This window comes from Natrinema gari JCM 14663, from assembly GCF_000337175.1.
Lineage (GTDB): Archaea > Halobacteriota > Halobacteria > Halobacteriales > Natrialbaceae > Natrinema > Natrinema gari.
On record NZ_AOIJ01000041.1, the window covers coordinates 1 to 20,676 of the forward strand.

The 20,676-nt window shown below is 60.6% G+C and carries 20 protein-coding genes and 2 pseudogenes; 11 read left to right on the forward strand and 11 right to left on the reverse strand.

Annotation, left to right across the window (positions count from 1 at the left end):
* Window positions 1-1,500: acyl-CoA mutase large subunit family protein (locus C486_RS05865; protein WP_008454111.1), on the forward strand; the 1,500-nt coding region annotated here is incomplete at its 5' end.
* Between the two features lie 483 nt (window positions 1,501-1,983).
* Here the strand turns inward: C486_RS05865 and paaK are convergent.
* Window positions 1,984-3,291 carry a phenylacetate--CoA ligase PaaK gene (gene paaK, locus C486_RS05870; protein WP_008454113.1) on the reverse strand — a complete coding sequence of 436 codons (1,308 nt, stop codon included), beginning with the start codon at window positions 3,289-3,291 and terminating at the stop codon, window positions 1,984-1,986.
* Between the two features lie 215 nt (window positions 3,292-3,506).
* On the opposite strand from paaK, the gene C486_RS05875 reads away from it, so the two are divergent.
* Complete coding sequence (locus C486_RS05875) at window positions 3,507-4,379, forward strand: amidohydrolase family protein (RefSeq protein ID WP_008454116.1); 873 nt, start codon at window positions 3,507-3,509, stop codon at window positions 4,377-4,379.
* A gap of 219 nt (window positions 4,380-4,598) precedes the next feature.
* On the opposite strand, the gene C486_RS05880 is transcribed toward C486_RS05875, so the two are convergent.
* Both C486_RS05880 and C486_RS05885 read right to left on the reverse strand, forming a co-directional pair.
* Window positions 4,599-4,919 (reverse strand): EthD family reductase, encoded by a 321-nt coding sequence (locus C486_RS05880; RefSeq protein WP_008454118.1) that lies wholly within the window; start codon window positions 4,917-4,919, stop codon window positions 4,599-4,601.
* Window positions 4,920-5,068: 149 nt separating this feature from the next.
* Window positions 5,069-5,707: a helix-turn-helix domain-containing protein gene (locus C486_RS05885; RefSeq protein WP_008454120.1), complete on the reverse strand. Its 639-nt coding sequence runs from the start codon at window positions 5,705-5,707 to the stop codon at window positions 5,069-5,071.
* Window positions 5,708-5,791: 84 nt separating this feature from the next.
* Here C486_RS05885 and C486_RS05890 point away from each other — a divergent pair, with 84 nt between their 5' ends.
* Genes C486_RS05890 through paaE form a run of 5 tightly spaced genes read left to right on the forward strand, consistent with a single transcriptional unit; the run spans window position 5,792 to window position 8,486 of the window.
* Entirely contained in the window at window positions 5,792-6,730 is a 939-nt protein-coding gene (locus C486_RS05890; protein ID WP_008454122.1) for a Phenylacetic acid catabolic protein, read from the forward strand.
* Window positions 6,731-6,734: 4 nt separating this feature from the next.
* Entirely contained in the window at window positions 6,735-7,079 is a 345-nt protein-coding gene (gene paaB, locus C486_RS05895) for a 1,2-phenylacetyl-CoA epoxidase subunit PaaB (protein WP_008454124.1), read from the forward strand.
* Window positions 7,076-7,912 carry a 1,2-phenylacetyl-CoA epoxidase subunit PaaC gene (gene paaC / locus C486_RS05900; protein ID WP_008454126.1) on the forward strand — a complete coding sequence of 279 codons (837 nt, stop codon included), beginning with the start codon at window positions 7,076-7,078 and terminating at the stop codon, window positions 7,910-7,912. Before paaB ends, paaC begins: the two co-directional genes overlap by 4 nt.
* Entirely contained in the window at window positions 7,909-8,325 is a 417-nt protein-coding gene (paaD, locus tag C486_RS05905; RefSeq protein WP_049910205.1) for a 1,2-phenylacetyl-CoA epoxidase subunit PaaD, read from the forward strand. The genes paaC and paaD overlap by 4 nt, the downstream gene beginning before the upstream one ends.
* Window positions 8,322-8,486 (forward strand): 1,2-phenylacetyl-CoA epoxidase subunit PaaE, encoded by a 165-nt coding sequence (gene paaE, locus C486_RS21595; protein ID WP_008454129.1) that lies wholly within the window; start codon window positions 8,322-8,324, stop codon window positions 8,484-8,486. Before paaD ends, paaE begins: the two co-directional genes overlap by 4 nt.
* Window positions 8,487-8,496: 10 nt before the next feature.
* Here the strand turns inward: paaE and C486_RS05910 are convergent, their stop codons facing one another.
* Window positions 8,497-8,958 carry a MaoC family dehydratase gene (locus tag C486_RS05910; RefSeq protein ID WP_008454131.1) on the reverse strand — a complete coding sequence of 154 codons (462 nt, stop codon included), beginning with the start codon at window positions 8,956-8,958 and terminating at the stop codon, window positions 8,497-8,499.
* A 410-nt stretch (window positions 8,959-9,368) separates the two neighbouring features.
* Here C486_RS05910 and C486_RS05915 point away from each other — a divergent pair, with 410 nt between their 5' ends.
* Window positions 9,369-10,202, forward strand: a complete 834-nt coding sequence (locus C486_RS05915) for an alpha/beta fold hydrolase (RefSeq protein ID WP_008454134.1) — start codon at window positions 9,369-9,371, stop codon at window positions 10,200-10,202.
* An 899-nt stretch (window positions 10,203-11,101) separates the two neighbouring features.
* On the opposite strand, the gene C486_RS21600 is transcribed toward C486_RS05915, so the two are convergent.
* The 7 genes and pseudogenes from C486_RS21600 to C486_RS05940 form a co-directional block, all read right to left on the reverse strand.
* The gene (locus tag C486_RS21600; RefSeq protein WP_008454136.1) at window positions 11,102-11,266 is read right to left on the reverse strand and encodes a hypothetical protein; all 165 of its coding nucleotides are present in this window, start codon (window positions 11,264-11,266) and stop codon (window positions 11,102-11,104) included.
* A 418-nt stretch (window positions 11,267-11,684) separates the two neighbouring features.
* Window positions 11,685-12,131 carry a DUF7124 domain-containing protein gene (locus tag C486_RS22920; RefSeq protein ID WP_449289188.1) on the reverse strand — a complete coding sequence of 149 codons (447 nt, stop codon included), beginning with the start codon at window positions 12,129-12,131 and terminating at the stop codon, window positions 11,685-11,687.
* Between the two features lie 720 nt (window positions 12,132-12,851).
* Window positions 12,852-13,388, reverse strand: a pseudogene (locus C486_RS05920) (GTP-binding protein); the annotation flags it as partial.
* A gap of 110 nt (window positions 13,389-13,498) precedes the next feature.
* Window positions 13,499-14,287: an ABC transporter ATP-binding protein gene (locus tag C486_RS05925; RefSeq protein WP_008454142.1), complete on the reverse strand. Its 789-nt coding sequence runs from the start codon at window positions 14,285-14,287 to the stop codon at window positions 13,499-13,501.
* The gene (locus C486_RS05930) at window positions 14,278-15,120 is read right to left on the reverse strand and encodes an ABC transporter permease (RefSeq protein WP_008454144.1); all 843 of its coding nucleotides are present in this window, start codon (window positions 15,118-15,120) and stop codon (window positions 14,278-14,280) included. Before C486_RS05930 ends, C486_RS05925 begins: the two co-directional genes overlap by 10 nt.
* Window positions 15,117-16,145, reverse strand: coding sequence for an ABC transporter substrate-binding protein (locus C486_RS05935; RefSeq protein WP_014864029.1), 1,029 nt, complete (start codon window positions 16,143-16,145; stop codon window positions 15,117-15,119). The genes C486_RS05930 and C486_RS05935 overlap by 4 nt, the downstream gene beginning before the upstream one ends.
* A 132-nt stretch (window positions 16,146-16,277) precedes the next feature.
* Window positions 16,278-16,655, reverse strand: a pseudogene (locus C486_RS05940) (CopG family ribbon-helix-helix protein); the annotation flags it as partial.
* Between the two features lie 360 nt (window positions 16,656-17,015).
* Here C486_RS05940 and C486_RS05945 point away from each other — a divergent pair.
* From C486_RS05945 to C486_RS05950, 3 genes are all read left to right on the forward strand, one after another.
* Window positions 17,016-17,501 carry an acyl-CoA thioesterase gene (locus C486_RS05945; RefSeq protein ID WP_049888225.1) on the forward strand — a complete coding sequence of 162 codons (486 nt, stop codon included), beginning with the start codon at window positions 17,016-17,018 and terminating at the stop codon, window positions 17,499-17,501.
* 214 nt (window positions 17,502-17,715) lie between these two features.
* Window positions 17,716-18,189 (forward strand): NrdR family transcriptional regulator, encoded by a 474-nt coding sequence (locus C486_RS22770; RefSeq protein WP_008454154.1) that lies wholly within the window; start codon window positions 17,716-17,718, stop codon window positions 18,187-18,189.
* A gap of 22 nt (window positions 18,190-18,211) precedes the next feature.
* Window positions 18,212-20,650 carry a ribonucleoside-diphosphate reductase subunit alpha gene (locus tag C486_RS05950; RefSeq protein ID WP_008454156.1) on the forward strand — a complete coding sequence of 813 codons (2,439 nt, stop codon included), beginning with the start codon at window positions 18,212-18,214 and terminating at the stop codon, window positions 20,648-20,650.
* Window positions 20,651-20,676: the final 26 nt, after the last annotated feature.

A 20,676-nucleotide genomic window follows, 5' to 3' on the forward strand; every position in this document is an offset into this window, starting at 1 on the left:
CCGCCGTACACGCGCGGTCCGTACCCGACGATGTACCGCGGGCGAACGTGGACGATGCGCCAGTTCGCCGGCTTCGGCACCGCCGAGGAGACAAACGAGCGGTTCCACTACCTGATCGACGAGGGCCAGACGGGGCTCTCGACGGCGTTCGACATGCCCTCGCTGATGGGGCTGGACTCGGATCACCCGATGAGCCAGGGCGAGGTCGGGAAGGAGGGCGTCGCCGTCGACACGCTCCGGGATATGGAGATCCTCTTCGACGGGATCGACATCGGCGCGGTTTCCACGTCGTTTACCATCAACCCCTCGGCGGCGGTCATCTACGCGATGTACATCGCACTGGCCGATCAACAAGGCGTCCCGCGCGAGGAGGTCCGGGGGACGCTCCAAAACGACATGCTCAAGGAGTTCATCGCCCAGCGGGAGTGGATGATCCCGCCGGAGCCATCGCTGGACATCGTCACCGACACCATCGAGTTCGCCACCGAAGAAACACCGCGGTTCCATCCCGTCTCCATCTCGGGCTATCACATTCGCGAAGCGGGCTCGACCGCCATCCAGGAAGCGGCGTTCACGCTCGCCGACGGGTTCGCCTACGTCGAGGACTGCCTCGATCGAGGGCTCGAGATCGACGAGTTTGCACCGCTGCTCTCGTTTTTCTTCAACTGCCACAACTCCATCTTCGAGGAGATCGCGAAGTTCCGCGCAGCGCGGCGCGTCTACGCCCGCGTGATGGAAGACTGGTACGGGGCAGCGGCCGACGAATCGAAACGGCTCAAGTTCCACACCCAGACCGCGGGGCAGTCCCTGACCGCCCAACAACCGCTGAACAACATCGCTCGGGTAACGATCCAGGCGCTGGCCGGCGTCCTCGGGGGGACCCAGTCGCTGCACACCAACAGCTTTGACGAGGCGCTCGCGCTCCCAAGCGAGAAAGCCGTCCGCGTCGCCTTACGCACTCAGCAGATCATCGCCGAGGAGTCCGGCGCGGCCGACATCGTCGACCCGATGGGGGGGAGCTACGCCGTCGAAACGCTTACGAACGAACTCGAGGCGGAGATCATGACGTATCTCGAGGAGATCAAGGAGATCGGCGACGGCTCGATGCGCGACGGCGTTCTCAACGGCATCGAGCAAGGCTATTTCCACCACGAAATCGGGGAGGCGAGCTACGAATACCAGCAACGCGTCGAACGCGGCGAGGAAGTCGTCGTCGGCGTCAACGAGTACACCATCGAGGAGGACACCTCCCCGGAGATCCTCGAAGTCGACGAGACGACGCGCGAGCGCCAACTCGCGCGCCTCGAGGAAGTACGGGCGGAACGCGACGACGAGGCGGTCGACGCGACGCTCGAGGCGCTGTCGGACGCGATCGACCGCAACGAGAACGTCATGCCGTTTATCATCGACGCAGTGAAAGCGTACGCATCGATGGGTGAGATCATGGACGTGTTCGAGGAGCACCACGGCGCATATCAGGAGAACATCACACCCGTCTAACGATCGACGACAACTCCATCACGGTCACCGGATACGAGAGTCGGACTCTCGGGACGCTATCAGAAAAAGGTATTTCTGTGAGAAGCGAGCCGCCGTGGGACCTCCTATCCAGACGGATGATGGGATTGGTGATTTTGATATTGTGTAATACCCACAATATAGGACGTCATTCGACCGCGTTTCCGCTATGAGTTCTGTTTGATCGACTCGGCTATAGAAAGCGAAATAATAGTATGAATGACCAGTATTGTAGCTCGTCTGCCGGATCTATTCGCGACCCGTGAGTGAGATGGAGACGAGCGAGTGGTCGATTATTAGCCATACTCTTGTACGAAGTGCACATATTCACGCTCGGAATACCGGTCTGATAACTCATCTGCTGACCGATATCGGTGGTGTCGAACTGGACGACACTCGTGTCGCTATTCTAGTAGATGGTTGGTCGGCTCGAGGCAGGTTGCGGACTGAACGGGGACGAATGCCCTAGCGTCGATGATCGTAGACGCGTTTGACTTTCCCGGTTTTAGTCCGCTCGAGACTGCCGGGCTCGGCGATCGTGAGTCGATCCGGGGTAAAAGAGAGGACGTTCGAGAGCCGATTCCGGATTCGGTCGCGGAGGTCGTCGAGATCGGCAGTCGTCTCCGGCTCCCGTTCGACGGTGAGTGTCATCCGATCGAGATTGTTCTCGCGATCGATATCGATACGATAAAACGGTGCGATCTCCTCGAACTCGAGGACGACGTCCTCCACTTCGCTGGGGTACAGGTTGATCCCACGAACGATCAGGAGGTCATCCGCACGGCCAGTCACGTTGTCCATTCTGACCATCGTTCGACCACAGTCACAGGTGTCGTAATTCAGCGTCGTCAGATCACCCGTTCGATACCGGAGCACCGGTAGCGCCTCTTTCGTCAGACTCGTCAAGACGAGTTCGCCCTCCTCGCCCTCCTCGAGGGGGTCGCCCGTTTTCGGATCGACGACTTCGGGATAGAAGTGGTCCTCCCAGATGTGGAGGCCGTCCTGCGCCTCGTGACACTCCATCGAAACGCCAGGTCCGATGACCTCCGACAGTCCGTAGATGTCGACGCCGGTAACGTCGAGGCGCTCTTCGATCTCTTCCCGCATGGGGTCCGTACACGGCTCCGCCCCGAAAATGACCGTCTCGAGCGGGAGGTCGCGAACGTCGACGCCCATCTCCCGAGCGGTCTCGGCCAGATAGAGCGAGTACGACGGCGTACAACTGAGCGCATCGCTTTCCAGATCCTGCAGCAACTCGACTTGTCGCTGTGTCTGCCCGCCACCGATCGGAATGACCGTCACCCCGAGCGTTTCCGCACCGTAGTGAAGCCCGAGGCCGCCGGTGAACAGGCCGTATCCGTAGCCGTTTTGCAGCGTTTCGCCCGGTTCGACGCCCGCCGCACGGAGCGAGCGAGCGACGACCTCACTCCAGACATCGATGTCGGTTTCCGTGTACCCGACGATTTTCGGCTTCCCGGTCGTCCCGGAGGAGGCGTGTATTCGCTGGAGGTCGCTTTCGTCGACGGCGAACAACCCATCCGGATACGCCGTACGGAAGTCCGCTTTCGTAGTCATCGGAATCAGTGACAGATCGTCGACCCCGTCGATCGCAGCCGGATCGACGCCGGCCTCGTCGAATGCCGTCCGATACAAGTCGACGTTTTCGTACGCGTGTGCAACCGTCTCTCGCAGTCGTTTGTCCTGTAGCGCGCGGAGTTCGTCCCGCGAGAGGGACTCGTGACTGCTCTCGAGTGGAGTTCGTGATTGTGACATGAGTGACGTTCGTGTTCCCGGTAGTCCCGTGAATGCGTCTCGAGGTACCATACCGTACACATCCACTTATCACACAACCCCAATATGTGGGTGCTATAAGTATTCCATGGCTAGTACGACCGGAACAGCCACTCGGAGCCGGGGACGAAACGGCGCGAGCGGGCCGGTCGTCGCGTGACCCATACGCTTTTATCATTCGGACGGACATATCCGACATGGACCAGCTCCCGGGAGTAGCTGAGCAACGGCTCATCGATACGCACGCTCATCAGCCGACGGCGGAGTTCCTGGAAGACGCCGGCGGAGAGATGATGCAAGACGCGGCCCGAAAGTTCGGCACCGACCTCGAGACGTGGGGATACGAGGAAATGCGGGCGGAATACGCTGACGCGGGCATCGGCCGCGCCGTGCTGTTGGGCTGGGACGCCGAGACGAATACCGGGAATCCGCCCGTTCCAAACGACTACGTCGCCGAAGTTCGGGACGAATACCCCGACTTTTTCATCGGGTTCGGAAGCGTCGATCCGCTAAAAGACGACTGTGTGGAAGAAGCGATCCGGTGCGTCGAGGACCTCGATCTCTCCGGCTTCAAATTTCAACAGATAGCGCAGGGGTTCGATCCGTCCGCTCCCGAGTACGAGGACCTGTGGACGACGATCGAAGACCTCGGAGTGCCGGTCGTCTTCCACGGCGGGAACTCGACGCTCGGTGCGTGCTCGGCGGGCGGACGCGGGTTGAAGGTCAAACACGGGAATCCGTTGCTCATCGACGACGTCGCCGCCGAGCATCCGGACCTCGAGATCCTGATCGCCCATCCGGCGTTCCCGTGGGAGGCGGAGCAACTCGCGATCTGTCAACAGAAGGGGAACGTCTATATGGATCTCTCGGGATGGCTGCCGAAGTACATCGACGAGCAAGTACTGCAGTACGCTGGCTCGGTGCTCAGTGACAAGGTCATGTTCGGGACGGACTACCCGATGATCCATCCGGACGAGTGGCTCGAGTCGTTCGCCGCTCATACCGACTACGATGCGGCGACCCAACGGCGACTGCTCTTCGAGAACGCGGAGGAGTTTTTCGGACTCTAAGCCCCACTGAAACGCGACGGTCGCCGGCGTGCCACCGCTCGGTTCGTGTATCAGTTGCTGCGAACCGACCCCATCTACCTGCCCGGTCGACGCCCGGGCAGACAGCTCATTGCGGAACTCCCGATGAGCCCTGTCACGGTCTCGAGAGCAGCTAGAACGAAAGAATCGGAGCGACGTGAAATGCGAGCCCGCTTCGATCGGACCGCCGCCGTTTCCGCGTTACTCGTCCGTCACGTGGACCGTCTCCTCGACGACCATTCGCGGCCCCGCACCGACATCGATGAATTCGGCAGCGTCATCCATAACGTCCGTTCCGACATCCGAGGCGAACGCCTCGTTCATCGCTTCGACGCTCTCGAAAGAGAGGTTGAGAACGCCGTCGTACTCGGCCTCGTCCGGGTCCGTCGGTACCGACGTGCTGTAGCGTTTCAGTCCGGGGAGTTGCGCCGCGATGGCCACGTGCTCTCCTCGCCAGCGGTCGACGAACTCCTCGTGAGTGTAGCCATCCGCTCTGCTGAGGACATCGACTACCGTTATCATACATGCTATCTCTCACGGCCCGACGACTTTGCTCTATCGGTGGTACCGGTCTCACCGCACGTTCCGAACGGCGGGTCCGGAAACGATGTCCGATCGGGCCGAATCGGCTGCAAACACACGAGCCGATAGCCTCAATTGCGGACAGGACACTAGCCGAAAAGATCCCTGAAGAGGGTGGCCTGCGCTCGGCGGAGTCGTTCGAGAAACGCCGACTTGCTAATGCCGATCGCATCGGCGACATCGCTCGCATCCGCCTCTCGAGGGACGGTAAAGTAATTCAGTTCCAGCGCGTACTGGATGCTCTCGACCTGGGTGGGTGTGAGATCCCAGCGACTGGCGACCGGTTCATCGTCCTCGCCGTGGAGTTGATAGATGCGTTCCAACCGAACGCCGACCGTTTCGCCGGCGGTTTCCATGACGCCGTCGAGGACGTCCCGACCGACGACTGCCCCAGTTAACAGCGCTTCGCCGGTCCGGTATTCGATGGAGTCGACCAGCAGACCGGCGCTGATGAGTTGGTGAATAATACAGGGCTGTTTCGACAGACAGCGGAAATTATCTCGGTTGTCCGTTCGCGATCGATGGAGATACCGTATTCGGTCGTCACCGTCGAGCGTTTCGGCGAGTTCGTCGTGCGGCGAGGTACTGAACTGCAAGAGCACGTTCCCATCGCTTCGCAACTGCGGCGGCTGGGCGACGATATCCGTCCCCGTCACCCGCGTCGCCTCCGCGAGCGGGCAGTCATCACCCGTGATACGGAACTCGACGATCAGACAGTCGCTGATCATTACGCGTCGGTACGGCGGACCGTAATATAAATCCCCGACATACGCGGGTCAACCGGTAAGATACCATACGACGATACATCGCGTATGGACCTCGAGACAGTCATGGAACGGGCAGGCCCCCGGGAGTTCGGGCCGGGGGACGACCTCCCGGAGAAGTATCGCAAAGCCGCGACTCGAATGATCCAATTTCACGCGAACAGCGAGGTCATGGGCGGGTACCTCGACAAGACGTTTACGCGAAAGGCACCCTCGCTCGATCGGAAACTGGCGAACACGGCGAAAGTACAGGACGAAATCGGCCACGCACAGCTGCTCTATCGCGCCGCCGAGACGCTAGGCGTGAAAACTCGAGCGGAGATGCTCGATGAGCTCGCGACCGGTGACGGGAAGTTCTTGAACTGCTTTCATTATCCCGTCGATTCGTGGTACGAAGCACCGATGATCGACTTCTTCGTCGACGGCGGTGCGATGCGTCGGCAGGCGACGCTGAAGTCGACCAGTTGGACGCCGTACGCACATGCGATGGATAAGGTCTGTTTCGAGGAGGGGTTCCACGTGAAACACGGCGAGTCAATCCTTCGGGAACTCATGAACGGGTCCAAGGCGACTCAAGAGCGCATGCAGGAGACGTTCGACGTGTGGTGGCCGCGCATCCTCCAGTTCTTCGGTCCGACGAACGACGAGAGCGTCCACGATGACTTCGCCCAGGCCGTCGGCCTCAAAACGGCGACGAACGACGAACTCCGGACATCGTTCCTCAATATGTATATCCCCAAGGCTGAAAAGTACGGGTTGGAGATCCCGGAGTATCCCCGTCTTTACGAGCGGGACGACGGAACGATGGCCGTTCGTGAGGACGACCTCGACTGGGAGGAGTTCTGGACCATCTCGAGGAACGAATACGAGGGCTCGAAAGAACAGATCGGCTCGCGTCGTCGCCGGCAGGACGCGGTCGAATGGGTACGCGAATCGCTTGAAACGTGGGAGTCCAGTGCCGGACCGACCCCACAGACGGCCGATTAGACCGATGATTTGGGAAGTATTCAGACAGGAGGAGCCGGGTGACTCCCACGAGCACGTCGGCAACGTCCACGCCCCGGATCGCGAAATGGCCACGCTGTTCGCCCGGATTCAACACGCCCGGCGAATGCAAACGAACTCCCTCTGGGTCACGCCGCGGGACGAGATCGGAGAGGTCACCGCCGAAGAAGCCGCATTCGGCGGTCGAACCGACAAGTCATACCGATGGGCGATGACGTACAACGACATCGACGCCTCGTTCGCCGAGGAAGTCGCTGACAGTGAGTCCAAACAACGCGAAGCGGCCCGCAAGCGCCGGGAGGCGCTCCGAGAGGAGGAGACCGACGCATGAGCGAGACACCACGATCCGACGCCATCGACCGACGGGAACTCTCCGCCGAACAGCAGGCCGCGGTAGAGGAGTTGCTCTTCCGACTGGCAGACGACGAATTCGTCCACGCCGAGCGCCTGACCGAGTGGCAGATTTACGCTCCGACTCTCGAGTCGGACCTCGCGATCGCCAACATCGCACAGGACGAATTCGGGCACGCTCGCCTGTGGTACGACCTGCTCAAGCAACTCGGATACACGGAGCCGGAATGTCTCTGGGAGCGGGACCCAACCGAGTGGACCCATAGTCTACTCGTGGAACGCCCCTTCGATGCGGGCGACTGGGGTGACGCCGTTCTCCGCGGCTATCTCTACGACGCCGCCGAACGGATCCGACTCGAGGCGGTAGCCGACACGAGCTACGCACCGCTTGCGGATCGCGTCGGGAAAGCCCTCGAGGAAGAGGCGTACCATCGGGAACACGCCACCAACTGGTTGGAGCGGCTGACTGCGGACGACGACGGGCGGGCCCGGATGCAGGACGCGCTCGACGAACTCTTTCCCGCTGCGCTGTCGCTGTTCGATCCCGGGCCGCGCGAGGACGATATCGTCGCGTTCGGATTCCGGACCGAATCGCTCGCGGCGATGCGTACCGAGTGGCTCGAAACGATCGGTCCGGCGCTGGAGGCGCTGGGGCTTGACGTTCCCGACCCCGACCAGGTGGCGCGACCGAACGGTCGCGGTCGCTACGGGACGCACACCGATGCGTGGCACGACCTCTACGACGAGTTCACGGCGACGTATCGCGAGGTCGATTTCGAAACGCCCGCCCAGCTCCGCGCGACGGAGGAATGACAATGCCGACGAACGCACCGATGGATGCCGAGGCCTGCACCTTCACCGACTTCAGCGAGGGGGACCCGTCCAGCGAGTATCCCAAAACCGGAGCGGAGGCGGACGGCATCGAGGCCGAGGTCTGGAAGGCCCTCTACGAAGTCGAGGACCCGGAAATGCCCGTCAGTATCGTCGATCTCGGTCTGATTTACGATGTCGACGTCGCGGACGGTCGCTGTGACGTCGAAATGACGCTCACCTACACGGGCTGTCCCGCTCGAGAGATGCTGCTGAACGACGTGAAATGTGCGGCCGAAACGGTCCCGGCGGTCGACGAGGCGACCGTCGAACTTCGGTACACACCGGAGTGGAACGTGAACATGGTAACCGAAGAGGGCAAAGACAGCCTTCGGGACTTCGGGCTAAGCGTATGACGGAGCACGATCCGAGCACGACGACGACTGGTGAGACCGACGCACGGTGTCCCTACTGCGGGTCGACGGAGACGAGACGCGATCATCCCAAGGGACCCTCGCTCTGTCGATCGATGCACTTCTGCGAGAACTGCCAGCAACCGTTCGAGAAGTTCGCCTGAGCGCGGTCCGCTACTGCTTCGTTTTGATCAGGAACTTCATATCGCCCTGGAAGACGACGGTGCCGTCTTGATTGGTCATCTCCGTGTCGAGCACGACCAGACCGACATCATCGCGGTCCCCGAGTTCCTTTTTCTCGTCGACGACGATCTCGAGCGAGATCGTATCGCCGATGTGGACCGGTTCGGGCAGGTCCATGTAGTTCATCCCGAGGAAGGCGTAGGCCGTTCGTTCGACGATACCCGTTCGGTAGACGAACCCCGTCGCATGAACGAACGTCATCGGTCCGTGTGCGATGCGCTCATCGAAGTCCTGCTCGGCCGCGTACTCCTTGTTCGTGTGGAGTTCCGTCCAGTCACCACTCAGCGCCGAGTGCATCACGAAGTCCGATTCGGTAACCGTCCGCCCGACGCTTACGAACTCCTGACCCGGCTCGAAGTCTTCGAAGTGATGTGGCTCGTAACTATAGGCCATGATCGTAGTACCGAAGCATCACGTAAATAAGTTGCTTCGATTGAACGACGTCGATTCCGGCGGTCGATGGAAGCCAGCGGTAGCCACGGAACGTGGACTGCAGGCGGCGGGATCGCCCCGCCGGATCGTGACGAGGCGTCGTCGCGAGCGTTGGAACTGGTACGGTATCACGCCCCACTATTAAAACCACGATATGTCGTGGAGAGAGTATAACCTACTCGACCGTCTATTCGGAGTCGAACGACTGCGGCCGACACCTCAGGTCGGCGAGCCTCCGGCCCGTAGTTACAAACATATGATTGTAATAGGCAACCGACTGACATCGAGTCGAACCGCGTCGAATACGCCGTGACTGAACGCATGCCTTCCATCGACGGAACGGACGGGAAGTCGGTGATCGGCCATCGACAATGAGCCGGCTCACGTACCCATCCGAGCTGGATCTCGAGTCGAACTGGACTTCCAGCCGGATCGTGGTCAACGGCTGTCGACATCGGTTCGTGACGGCGGGCACGGGAGATGGGCCACCCGTGCTGTTCGCACACGGGTTCACGGACAACTGGCAGTGTCTTTCCCCGCTCGCTGCACAGTTCGCCGCCGAACACGAGGTGATTCTGTACGATGCCCGCGGCCACGGGTTGAGCGAGGCCCCGGAGACGGGCTACGACGCGGAAACGATGACGGACGATCTGCTGTCCCTCTGCGACGCCCTGAACGTCGAACGCCCCATCCTGTACGGGCATTCGCTCGGCGCGGATTCGATCGCTCGCGCCACCGCCCGGGGTGGGCTCCAGCCTCGAGCGCTCGTCTTGGAGGACCACCCTGCACAGCTGTTCGAAGCGCTCGGGGAGGATCACCTCCCGAACAAACGGGCCCAGCTCGACCGGTGGAGTACCGCCGCTCACGAATCGCTCCGTGACGAATTCGAGCCACGGTACCCCCGTTTTGCCGATGTCCTGGCCACTGCTCGAAAGCAAGTGCGGTCTCAGGTACTGGGGATTACGAAGCGTGGGTTCGAGCCGCTGGAAACCGCCCTCCCGGACCCGCCCTGTCCGACGCTGCTTCTCCGTCCCGACCCCGCCGTCGCTTCCTACACGGCTCCCTCGCGGGATCGACGGTGGGCAACTGAGACCACCACAGTCCGAAGCGTCGACGGCGCGGGACATACGGTCTTCCGCGACCGTCCGTCCGTCTGCCTCGAGTCCATCGAGAAGTTCCTCGCCGAACATGACAGCGGCAGATAGAGCCCGGACTGGGAGCCAAGTGGCCGGTACTCGCCGTCGGAAGAGAGCGTGGTCGGGGACACGATCGGAGCCTGTCCGCAGGAACGACGACCCACGACCGATGTCGGAGGGTGCGTTCACGAATCGCGCTCTCCGAACGTGTCACCGGCAGCTTCGGCCGTCCTTTCGCTTCGGGATGCGAGTACGACTTCCGACCACTGCCTCGTTGTTCTCCAGCGGACAGCGCCACCGGTGTGATCGACAGAGGTATCGGTTCGCACTCGCGAAGCGCGTCACAAACCTCCGACTGACCGATACGCCCTTCGGCGAAGCCCTCGATCTCGTCGCTGACCAGCCGTGTGCTTCTCGTAGTCCCGTTCGGGGGTCTCGTAAAGTATCGGGACAGGAACGTCGGAAACACTGACCAGCCCTCCCCAGCAGGGTCGAGCGCGGTTCTATATCGCGATATATGATTTACATCCTGCGCGGTCAGTGCTTGAGCGGACCAACCTGCGTTTTCGCGAGCACAGTCATCGCCCACTCGAGGCCGTTTCGACGATCGCCTTCGGGCCTGCGACCATTTCCCCGCCCCGAACGCCGGCGTACCAAGGGCACAAACGAGCGCTCGATCGTGACCCTCCTGAAATCGCATCGAACACTTCTCGCCGCCGGCATCGTGTGCCCGTTCGTCGACGTAGCGCGTGCTTCATAATCGGTGATCGGCGATCCACGAGCCACCGGATCTCGGTCGTCGGTCCCCGGTTCCGTCGCGACGTTCTGCTGGGCGTCGTTCGCCTCGAGGACTCCTCTTGCGTGCCCCATCCGAGATAGCGCTGACGTGCGCGTAGTACGTTTGAATCGGCCCGTGCGAGATTCCGGCCGCGAGTGCTCGAGCGTGTGCCATCGGACCGGTCGGTCGTCTACTCCTCGATCATCACGGCCGACCCTGTCTCTGCCTCGAGCCAGTCGAGAAAACCGTCAAGACAGTTCGCGGTTCCGTCGATAGTTCCCGCTTCCGTCGCCGGCTTTCGATCTGGACCGACCGCCGCGGGCGGCTCGGCGATCACCGTCGAGTTGGCTGTCACGCCCGATCACCCTCGAGAACCAGGGTCGACAGAAGCAGCTATTTCGGTGATGGTATTGAGTGCGTTCTGCAGATAAGGTGTGCAATAAACCCTATAGCACTATACGAAATCGGTAAGTGCTGGCGTTCGCGTTTCGGATGGTGGCCTCGTCTAGTACGCGAAAAAACAGCCGTACACGGTCGTCCGTCGAGACTGTCTTAGCACGGAAATTACCCTTGATCGACTCGGGCTCGTCTTCGATCCGCCAGCGACGGCCGGCCCGTCGACTCCAACGTCTCGATGACCTCCCGCTCAGTGCCGGTGATCTGTTGGAATAAAGTAGTTCACGCCGAGGTTCGATAGCGTTCGGTAGACTCGCCGGGAATGCAGATGATGCGTGGTCACTTACCGGGTTCAGGTAGTTCCGGATGGAAGATTTCTACCGTTCGGCTATATCCACTCTTGAGGTCCTCTCAGCCCATGACTCCCGAATACACGAGCCACCCAGGAGATTAACTGTTTCCGTGGCGTGGTCCCCGTATTCTCGAGCTCCCAGCCGGCAGCACTGGCAGCGTCTGTGAGAGCGAAATACTCCCACTGCGTCCGAGGAAGGTACTCGGGACGGATCGGGAGCCTCGCTGACCAGAACGTGTCTCTCGGTCGTGAACCGGTTATGGAGGCGGGTGAAGTTCGGGGAAGTCGGCGCTACTCGGAAGGCCAGACGAACGAGATTCGTTGAACTGAAGGCGTGAGCAGCCCCGGACTCTGCCGCGGTCAGACCGACGTTCTGCGCCCATCGTCGTGCATCAACGACCACCGCCTGTGGCTCACGAGCCTGCTGAAGCGCCGCGAGCTCGAATGCGAGCGTCATGGATTCCCCGGTCATCGATTAGCAGAGGACGGCACCTTCCCATCCGATGAGTAAATTGCCAACCAGTACCGTCTTCGGTTCCACATTATACAGAGCTGAGAAGCGTGCTGACAGTTACTTCGTACCTGTCGCACCCAGGTATAGCTGCAATGTGTCACTGCTTCAGCGACCCAACCGAGACGAGTGACGAAGGGCGGGCGGCGGTTCTCGAAGAACACTCGAATGCGGAACGCCGCGCTGAATACTCCACGGACGAACTGGAGACGCACGGCGTTATCGCCTGAGCCAGCCGCTCGGTCGTTCTACGGACACGTTCGATAGTGTCGTCGTCCCATCCCGGCCCGTCATCCGCTCGGTTCTCAGCGTCCGCTAGCGTTTGCCATCCACGACTGAAGTCGTGGGATTCCTCTCGTGGGAGTCGCAGTCGTTTCGAGCTTCCCCGAGAGCGGGATTCCCGTTTGATTCGGTCTCTGGTCCGCGAATCCGACTACGTGCTCGCTCATCCGTCTCACCGGCTGTCTGCCGGGTCACGAGCCCGACCAGATACGAGGCGTCTTCGGCGATGACCGCCGCCGTGGTGAGCTGAACACCGTTCTCATTTCCCGATCGCACGACCGCTGGACCGTCGCGGACGATGCCCGCTGTCGCGTGGCTCGAGACGATCCGCGTCCGACCTCCCCTCCAAGAGAGCCATCGGAACGCATCGCCGACTCCTGCAGAGCCGGCGGTTCCGGATCATCGTCGCTCACCGAGTACGAAGCGTTGTTCCATTGGGGGCTGGGACCACTCTAGCGTCCCTGGGAACGGATTCTCGAGCGTGTCCCAATCGTCGTCCATCTCCGTCTCCGAGAGGAGGCAGTCGTCGAGCGAGGCGACGATGGCGGACTCGTCCATCCCAGTGCCGATGAAGACGAGTTTCACTTCGCGGTCACCCCACTGCTCGTCCCAGTGGCGATCCGACCGCGAGTCACGGTAGGATTCCCGCTGGAACTCTGGAAGCGTGACCGCCCACCGACCGTTGACCTCGACGTGGGTCTGTGTCCCCGCCTGGCTTAGCTCGAGGGCGTAGCGTTCCCGGCCAGCGACCCACAGGTACCCTTTCGCTCGGACGACAGGATCGGGGAACGAGCGGAGCCATTCGTGGAACCGCTCCGGATGGAACGGTCGGTGGCGCTCGTAGACGAACGAATCAATACCGAACTCCTCCGGCGGGTGGAGGTGGTCATGCCTGTGGCCGTCCGGTTCCGTCTCGTCTTCGTCGTGCTCGTGATCCCGGAGTCGTGCCGTCATCGAGGCGGTCACGACGGCGAGCCAGTAAAAGCCGACGCGAATATAATAGGAGTCCGGAGCAGTATTGTTACTCGAACTGCCCTGGGACAGTCTCAGTGACTGGTGTCGTCCGGACGCCCAAGTTCAGTCCTGATCCGCGCGACGTGGCCCACGAAGTCACGAGCGGTCCGTTCACGGGGGCGCGCTAAATCGATCGAGAACGTCGACTGCACGGTTCCCGGGTCTGCATCCACGACAATCACGCGATCAGCGAGGGTCACCGCTTCGTCGATGTCGTGCGTGACGAACACGACGGTCTGTCCGGTCTGCGTCCAGATGTCGAGCAATTCGGCGTGAAGGCGATCCCGCGTCCGGGTGTCGACACTGCCGAACGGCTCGTCCATCAAGAGTATTTCAGGATCGACAGCGAGAGCGCGAGCGATCCCGACGCGTTGTTTCATGCCGCCGGACAGCGCCTTCGGGTACGCGTCCTCGAAACCCTCGAGCCCCACCAGGTCGATCAACTCCCGGACCCGTGCTTCGCAGTCGGGGCAGTCACACGCGGGCCGGTCGAGGCCGAACCGGATGTTCCCGCGGACGGTTCGCCAGGGGAAGAGTGCGTACTCCTGGAAGACCATCCCCCGGTCCAGCCCAGGACCGGTAACCGGATCTCCACCGACCAGTATCGACCCACCGTCCGGGTCATCGAGTCCGGCGATTGCCCGCAACAGCGTCGTCTTCCCACACCCGGACGGACCGACCACACAGCAGAACTCGCCTTCCGCAACCGAGAACGAGACGTCTGCGAGCGCTTGCACCGACTCGTAGGATCGGCTGACGTTCTGAATTGTGATCTTCTCACGTGAGTCGTGATCCGTCGACGAGCCCGAACTCAGCGCCATGTGAGGATCCTCCGTTCGAGAAGTCGGAACCCGACGTCCATACAGAGGAACGCCAGACTGATCAGGACCATGTAGGCGACGCTGGTCGCCATCGCGAGGTTGTTCGAGGCGTTGATGATCTCGTAGCCGACGCCGGGCGCGCCGAACAGTTCGGCCCCGACGACGATCATCCAGCAGCGACCGATGCTCGTTCGGAACCCGGTCAATACCTGGGGTGCGGCGCTCGGGAGTGCGACGAGTTTTAGCATCGAGAGGTCACGCTCCACGCCGAGGGTCGACGCGGCATCGGTCAGCTCGCTCGAGACGCCTTCGACGCCACCATACGCGCCGTAGAAGTTGATCCAGAACGCCCCGACGAAGACGATAAACGCCGCACCGGTGTGGTGAATGCCGAACCAGACGATCGCGAAGACGACCCACGCCAGCGGCGGGATCGGCCGGAGCACCCGGACGAGTGGCCGTAACCAGTCGTCGAGCACACCGTGCCAGCCCATCGCTAATCCCAGACTGATCCCACAGCTCGCACCGAGGAGGAGGCCAGGGAGGTAGTGGAACAACGTCTGTGCGAGGTGTGCAAAGCCGGTCGGCAGGACTAGACTCGAGCCCAGGACGGGGACCACGATCGCAGTCGAGGTCGCGAACAGGTCGATAAACGCGCGTCCCGAATCGAGCGGGCCCGGCACTAGATATGACGGCTGGGTCGTCATCGCACCAACCCACCAAACGAGGAGAAACACGAGGAGACCGCCCAGACCGCGCAGATACCGCCGTCGGTCCCCCTCGAAGCTGCCGGCGACCACCGCGTTGGAACTGGTGTCGGTACGCGTACTCATTCCTGGATGGCGTCGTAGGGATCGAACGCGAACAGGTTCTCAGTCGCGACCGGTGCTTCGATGTTCCCGACGTTCGCGACGAACTCGCCCATCGTCGCAGCTTGGTCGGTGATCGCGTGCGGGTCCGAGAGGAAATCCGACGCCTGTGAGTCCATGGCCGCCGTAGCGAGGTCTTCGCTCACGCCGGAGCCGATCACCGACGCGGCGTGGGCGGCAGCGGCATCGGGGGCGTCTGCTGTGAACTCGGTCGCTGCGACGTGCTGTTCAACAAGCGATTGGGCGATGTCGGCGTCGTCGAGCACTTGCTGGTTCGCGAACAGCACCGTGACGGGGTGGTTCTCGAGGATGTTTCCGGACCAGGCGAGTTCGCCGAAGCCGTCATCTTGGTCGATGATCGTCGCGAACGGCTCTTGGATGATCGTCGCGTCGATGTCGCCGGATTGAATCGTCTGGACCGCCTTCGCTGGCGGGACTTTCGATTTGTTGATGACGGACGCCATCTCACCGGCGTCGAGATCCTCCTGGATCCAGTATCGGAGGACGACGTCGGGGACGCTTCCGTCCGGTGGGGCACCGAACCGTACCTTGCGACCCTGCTCCTGCTCGAAACGCTCGAACATAGCTGTGCCGTCCTGTTCGTTGCGCTCGACGAGTTCGGTTGTCCCCATGATCTTGAAGCCGTTTCTCGAGTTTGCCGCGAGGATACCGGCGTCGGTGCCTTTGTCGGCGAGAACCATCGCAGGAGTAATCCCGAAGAGCGCAACGTCGACATCCCCGCTGGCAAATGCCTTGACGACGCTGGGGCCAGAGCTGAACCGCTCGATTGTGACAGCCGCTGGGACATCCTCGTAGTAGCCCTCTTGTTCCATCACGTAGTGTTGCATGTTCGGATAAATCGGGACGTACGCGATCGTGACGGAATCGAGTGACTCCCCTCCTCGACCGAGACAGCCAGCGATTCCCGCCGCAGCAATAGTGGTTGCGCCTGCCTTCCGAAGCAGCCTTCGGCGCGAGATGTGGACCATCGGTGTTGATAACTGTAGGTCTAGTCCTAATAATATCTGTGGTTTGTTCGGAGAGAGTTAACATTCAAAGGGGCCTGAGAGGGTGGATGTTGCTAGAGTTGGTGTGAGTACAGCGAGAAGGGGAAACCAGGATCAATCCATGTCGGCAAGCGAGCCAAAGTCGTCCATCGACAGCACAGCGTAGTCGATCGTGAGCGTGTCTTTCGTCGCTCGGCTCTTCCCGACGAACGTCGAACTCTCTTCGAGTGATCCCGTCAGCACGAACAGTTCCATGCAGTGATAGCCGTCGACGTGACTATGACAACTCGAAGCGACGATGTCCTCGTGTTCGTGGCGGAGGTGCATCGTTGCCTCCTCGACGCTCGTTGGTTCATAATCGAAAACCACAGTGACGACGCCCATCACGTCTCTATTCGCGAGTGTCTTATCCTCGAGTTCACCGAGCCGGTTCCGGCTCGCTTCACGGAGTCCCTCACTGCGACCGGTATAGCCGTGATCGTCCGCGAACTGGTGGTTCGATCACACAACTCCTCGGTGTCGAGACACTGAGCTGGTTCGCAGTTGTGGATTTTTGCTAAAACGAATGCCAGGGTTAGTTGGGAGATTGTAGCGAATTTTGTTGGAGCAACGAGAACAGAAGAGACGCATCAATTCCATACTCCGCGGTTGTGGGGAGGTCGGACTTTCGCAGGATGGACGAAAACAGGGCCAAACCCTGGAACGGCATGCACGTCACAGCCAGGGCGTGACTGAGAAAGCATTCTTTTGGAGTGAATCGAGAGGAGATCACACGTACTACCTAACTGATACAAGTGTGGTTGTATAATATCAAGTCAAATGGTTTTTGTAGCGCTTTCCCCGAGATAAGATATGCCATCGCAACAATCAGCGAGTGGGACAGCAACGCTAGAGAGCTCTCACACGGAAATGAGCGAAATTTTGATGCCGAACGACACGAACAATCTCGGACGCGCTCTCGGCGGCTCCATCCTCCATTGGATGGACATTTGCGGGGCGATTGCCGCCCGGCGATTCTCTAATCGTCAAGTCGTCACCGCTGCAATGGACCACGTTGATTTTATTTCTCCGATCGAACTGGGCGATATCGTGACAATCACTGGCTACGTTTTTGATACTGGTCGGACACGCATGGACATCAAAGTCGATGTACAAGCTGAACGGCCAACAGCGGACGAAACCGATGAAGCAGCCACCTCGTTTTTTAGTTTCGTCGCCCTCGATGCGAGCGAAGCTCCGACACCTGTTCCAGCGCTTCGCTGCCCGACGGAGGCCCAACGAGAACTGCGTGATATCGCCCTCGAGCAACGCCAAAAGCGCCGACAAAACCTCGCGTGAATGTCTAATACGTAATTGTTGTTGAGGCTGGTGTCGCTGTGCTTCCATGTCACAGAACTAGTCGATTGCCTCTCTCCGACTAATACAAGTGAATTTGTACTACATCAAGCTAGTTGGGAAACTTTATATGGATTCCCCTGACACCAGCTATTGCGGCTGCAAACGAGAGGCCCCCACCTGGGGATCGGAGTGAGAGGGACGACCAGTGATAACTATGACCTGTCCGGACTACGGGAACGAGCGAACATGCATCATCGATACGGGGAGCAGTACCGATGGAACCGTTATCCGACGACGCCGTAAGTGTCACCGCTGTTCGCCCCGTGGTACCACCTTCGAACGTCCGGAGTGGGTCCCTCTCCAAGCGAAGAACCGCGATGGACTCATCGAATCGTTCTCCCGTACGAAACTTCGTACGAGGGTCGAACGAGCGATAGAGAAGCGTAACGTGTCCGAGACACCCGAGACGTATCTCGTCGACGACAGCGGGAGTCTACACGATGGGGATACGCGTCTCGGCTCGCCATTTCCCATCGGCGAACTCGTCTCAGAACGGGTACGCGACATCGGCACGAGTTCGACATCCGATTTGTCTCAGGCCGCACTTAATTCTCTGAATCCGACACGCACTGTCGCGAACTTGAGACAGTCCTCGGTGTTGAAGCCGACGGGTTCGGACCAGCGATAGCAGCAAATCGATTACCGAATACATGAGCCAGCAATCCACCGTCACGACCCAAGAGATCCGGTCGATCATCGACAGAGCACGCACGGACATCGAGACGAGTCTTACCGCAACAGAGTGGGACGATATCGTTACCGAGATCGAGCGCAACCTCTACGATGGTGCGGCCATCGACGAGGTGTACCAGGCTGCGATCCAAGCACTGACCGCGCGCGTGGAGGCCGAACCGAGGCTCAAACGCGTCGCAGCCGCTGTCTTCCGACAGCGGTACTACCGCGAGATACTCGGCGAGGACCTGACCGGGTTCGAACTCGACCGCGCATACCGTGAGACGTTCGTCACGAACCTCCACCGTGCCATCGATCTCGAACTCCTCGACGAGCGACTCTCCGAGCGATTTGACCTCGAGGACCTCGCCGACTACCTCGCACTCGAGCGTGACCAGGCGTTCGAATACATGGCGATGGAGACGCTGTACCAGCGGTATTTCTGTAAGACCGAGCAAAACGGGGACCGCCTCGAACTCCCGCAGGCGTTCTGGATGCGGGTCGCAATGGGGCTTGCAATCGAGGAGGACGACCCACAAAAGCGAGCCAAGGAGTTCTACGACGTTCTCTCGAAACTCGAGTTTACACCCTCAACGCCGACGCTGTTTCACAGTGGCTCGACCCATCCCCAACTCTCGTCGTGTTACCTAACGACGGTCCAGGACGACCTCGAGAACATCTTCGACTCGTACAAACACCACGCCCAACTGTCGAAGTGGAGTGGCGGGCTCGGCAACGACTGGACGAACATTCGGTCGGCGGGCGCGCTCATCGAGAGCACCGGTGTGGAATCGACCGGCGTCGTTCCGTTCCTCCGCATCAGCAACGACGTCACGGCGGCTATCAATCGCTCGGGAAAACGCCGCGGAGCTGCGTGTGCGTACCTCGCCTGCTGGCACCTCGATTTCCCTGCGTTCACTGACCTCAAGCGGAACACGGGAGACGAGCGTCGCCGCACGCCGGATATGAACACGGCTGCGTGGATTCCGGATCTCTTCATGAAGCGCGTCGAGAACGGCGAGAAGTGGACGCTGTTCAGTCCCGACGAGGTCCCGGATCTCCACGACCTTTCCGGTGAGGCGTTCGAAGAGCGCTACCGCGAGTACGAACAGCAGGCCGAAAACGGTGAACTCAGACAGTACGACCGCGTCGACGCCGCGGACCTCTGGCGAAAGATGCTCACGCGATTGTTCGAGACGGGTCACCCGTGGCTGACGTTCAAAGATCCCTGCAACGTTCGCTCCCCACAGGATCACGTTGGGACGGTCCACTCTTCGAACCTCTGTACGGAAATCACGCTCAATACCAGCGCAGACGAGCACGCCGTCTGTAATCTGGGGAGCGTCAACTTCGCGACGCACGTCTCCAACGGCGAACTCGACCGGGAGTATCTCGCGGAGACGATCGAGACGGCGATGCGGATGCTCGACAACGTCGTCGACCTCTGCTTTTACCCGACCGACGAAGCCGAACGCTCGAACATGCGACATCGGCCGATCGGACTCGGGACGATGGGTTTCCACGACGCACTGATGCAACTGGGGGTCCCGATGGACACCGAAGAGGCAGTTGCAAAGGCCAACCGCTGGCAGGAGTTCGTCTCCTACCACGCCATTCTCAACTCCTCGAAACTCGCGGCGGAGCGGGACCCCTATCCCTCTTACGAGGGATCGAAGTGGGACCGCGGTCTCCTTCCACAGGACACTGTCGACCTCCTCGAGGATGAGCGGGGCCGTGAGATTCCGACCGATCGCGAAGAGACACTCGATTGGGCTAGCGTCCGCGAACACGTCGAGGAACACGGGATGCGGAACTCGAACACGATGGCCATCGCGCCGACGGCGACGGTCTCGACCATCAACGGGACGACACCGTCCATCGAGCCACTGTACTCGAACCTGTACGTGAAGTCGAATATGTCGGGCGAGTTCACGATTATCAACGACCAGCTCGTCGAAGACCTGCGAGGATTGGGTCTCTGGGACGAAGAGATGACCGACCGCATCAAGTACCACGACGGGTCGATTCAGGAGATCGACGCCATCCCGGACGAGCTGAAGCGACTGTACCGCAGTGCCTTCGAAATCGATCCGCGTCATCAGCTTCGGCTGACAGCACACCGACAGACGTGGATTGACCAGTCCGTCTCGCACAACGTTTTCTTCCCGTCGACCGACGGATCCCTCCTTACCGATGTGTACGAGACGGCGTGGGAACTAGGTCTGAAAACAACCTATTACCTTCGAACGCTCGGGGCGTCCCAGATCGAAAAGTCCACGCTGGATATGTCCGAGTACGGGAAGACCCAGCATCGCGACGGGTCTTCGTCCGAGTCCCTCGAATCCGATGGTGGTCACCCCACCGACGATGGCGACCTCTGCAGAGTCGAGGACCCCACCTGCGAGGCTTGTCAGTAACACGCACAAAGAACGTCTTCTCAATC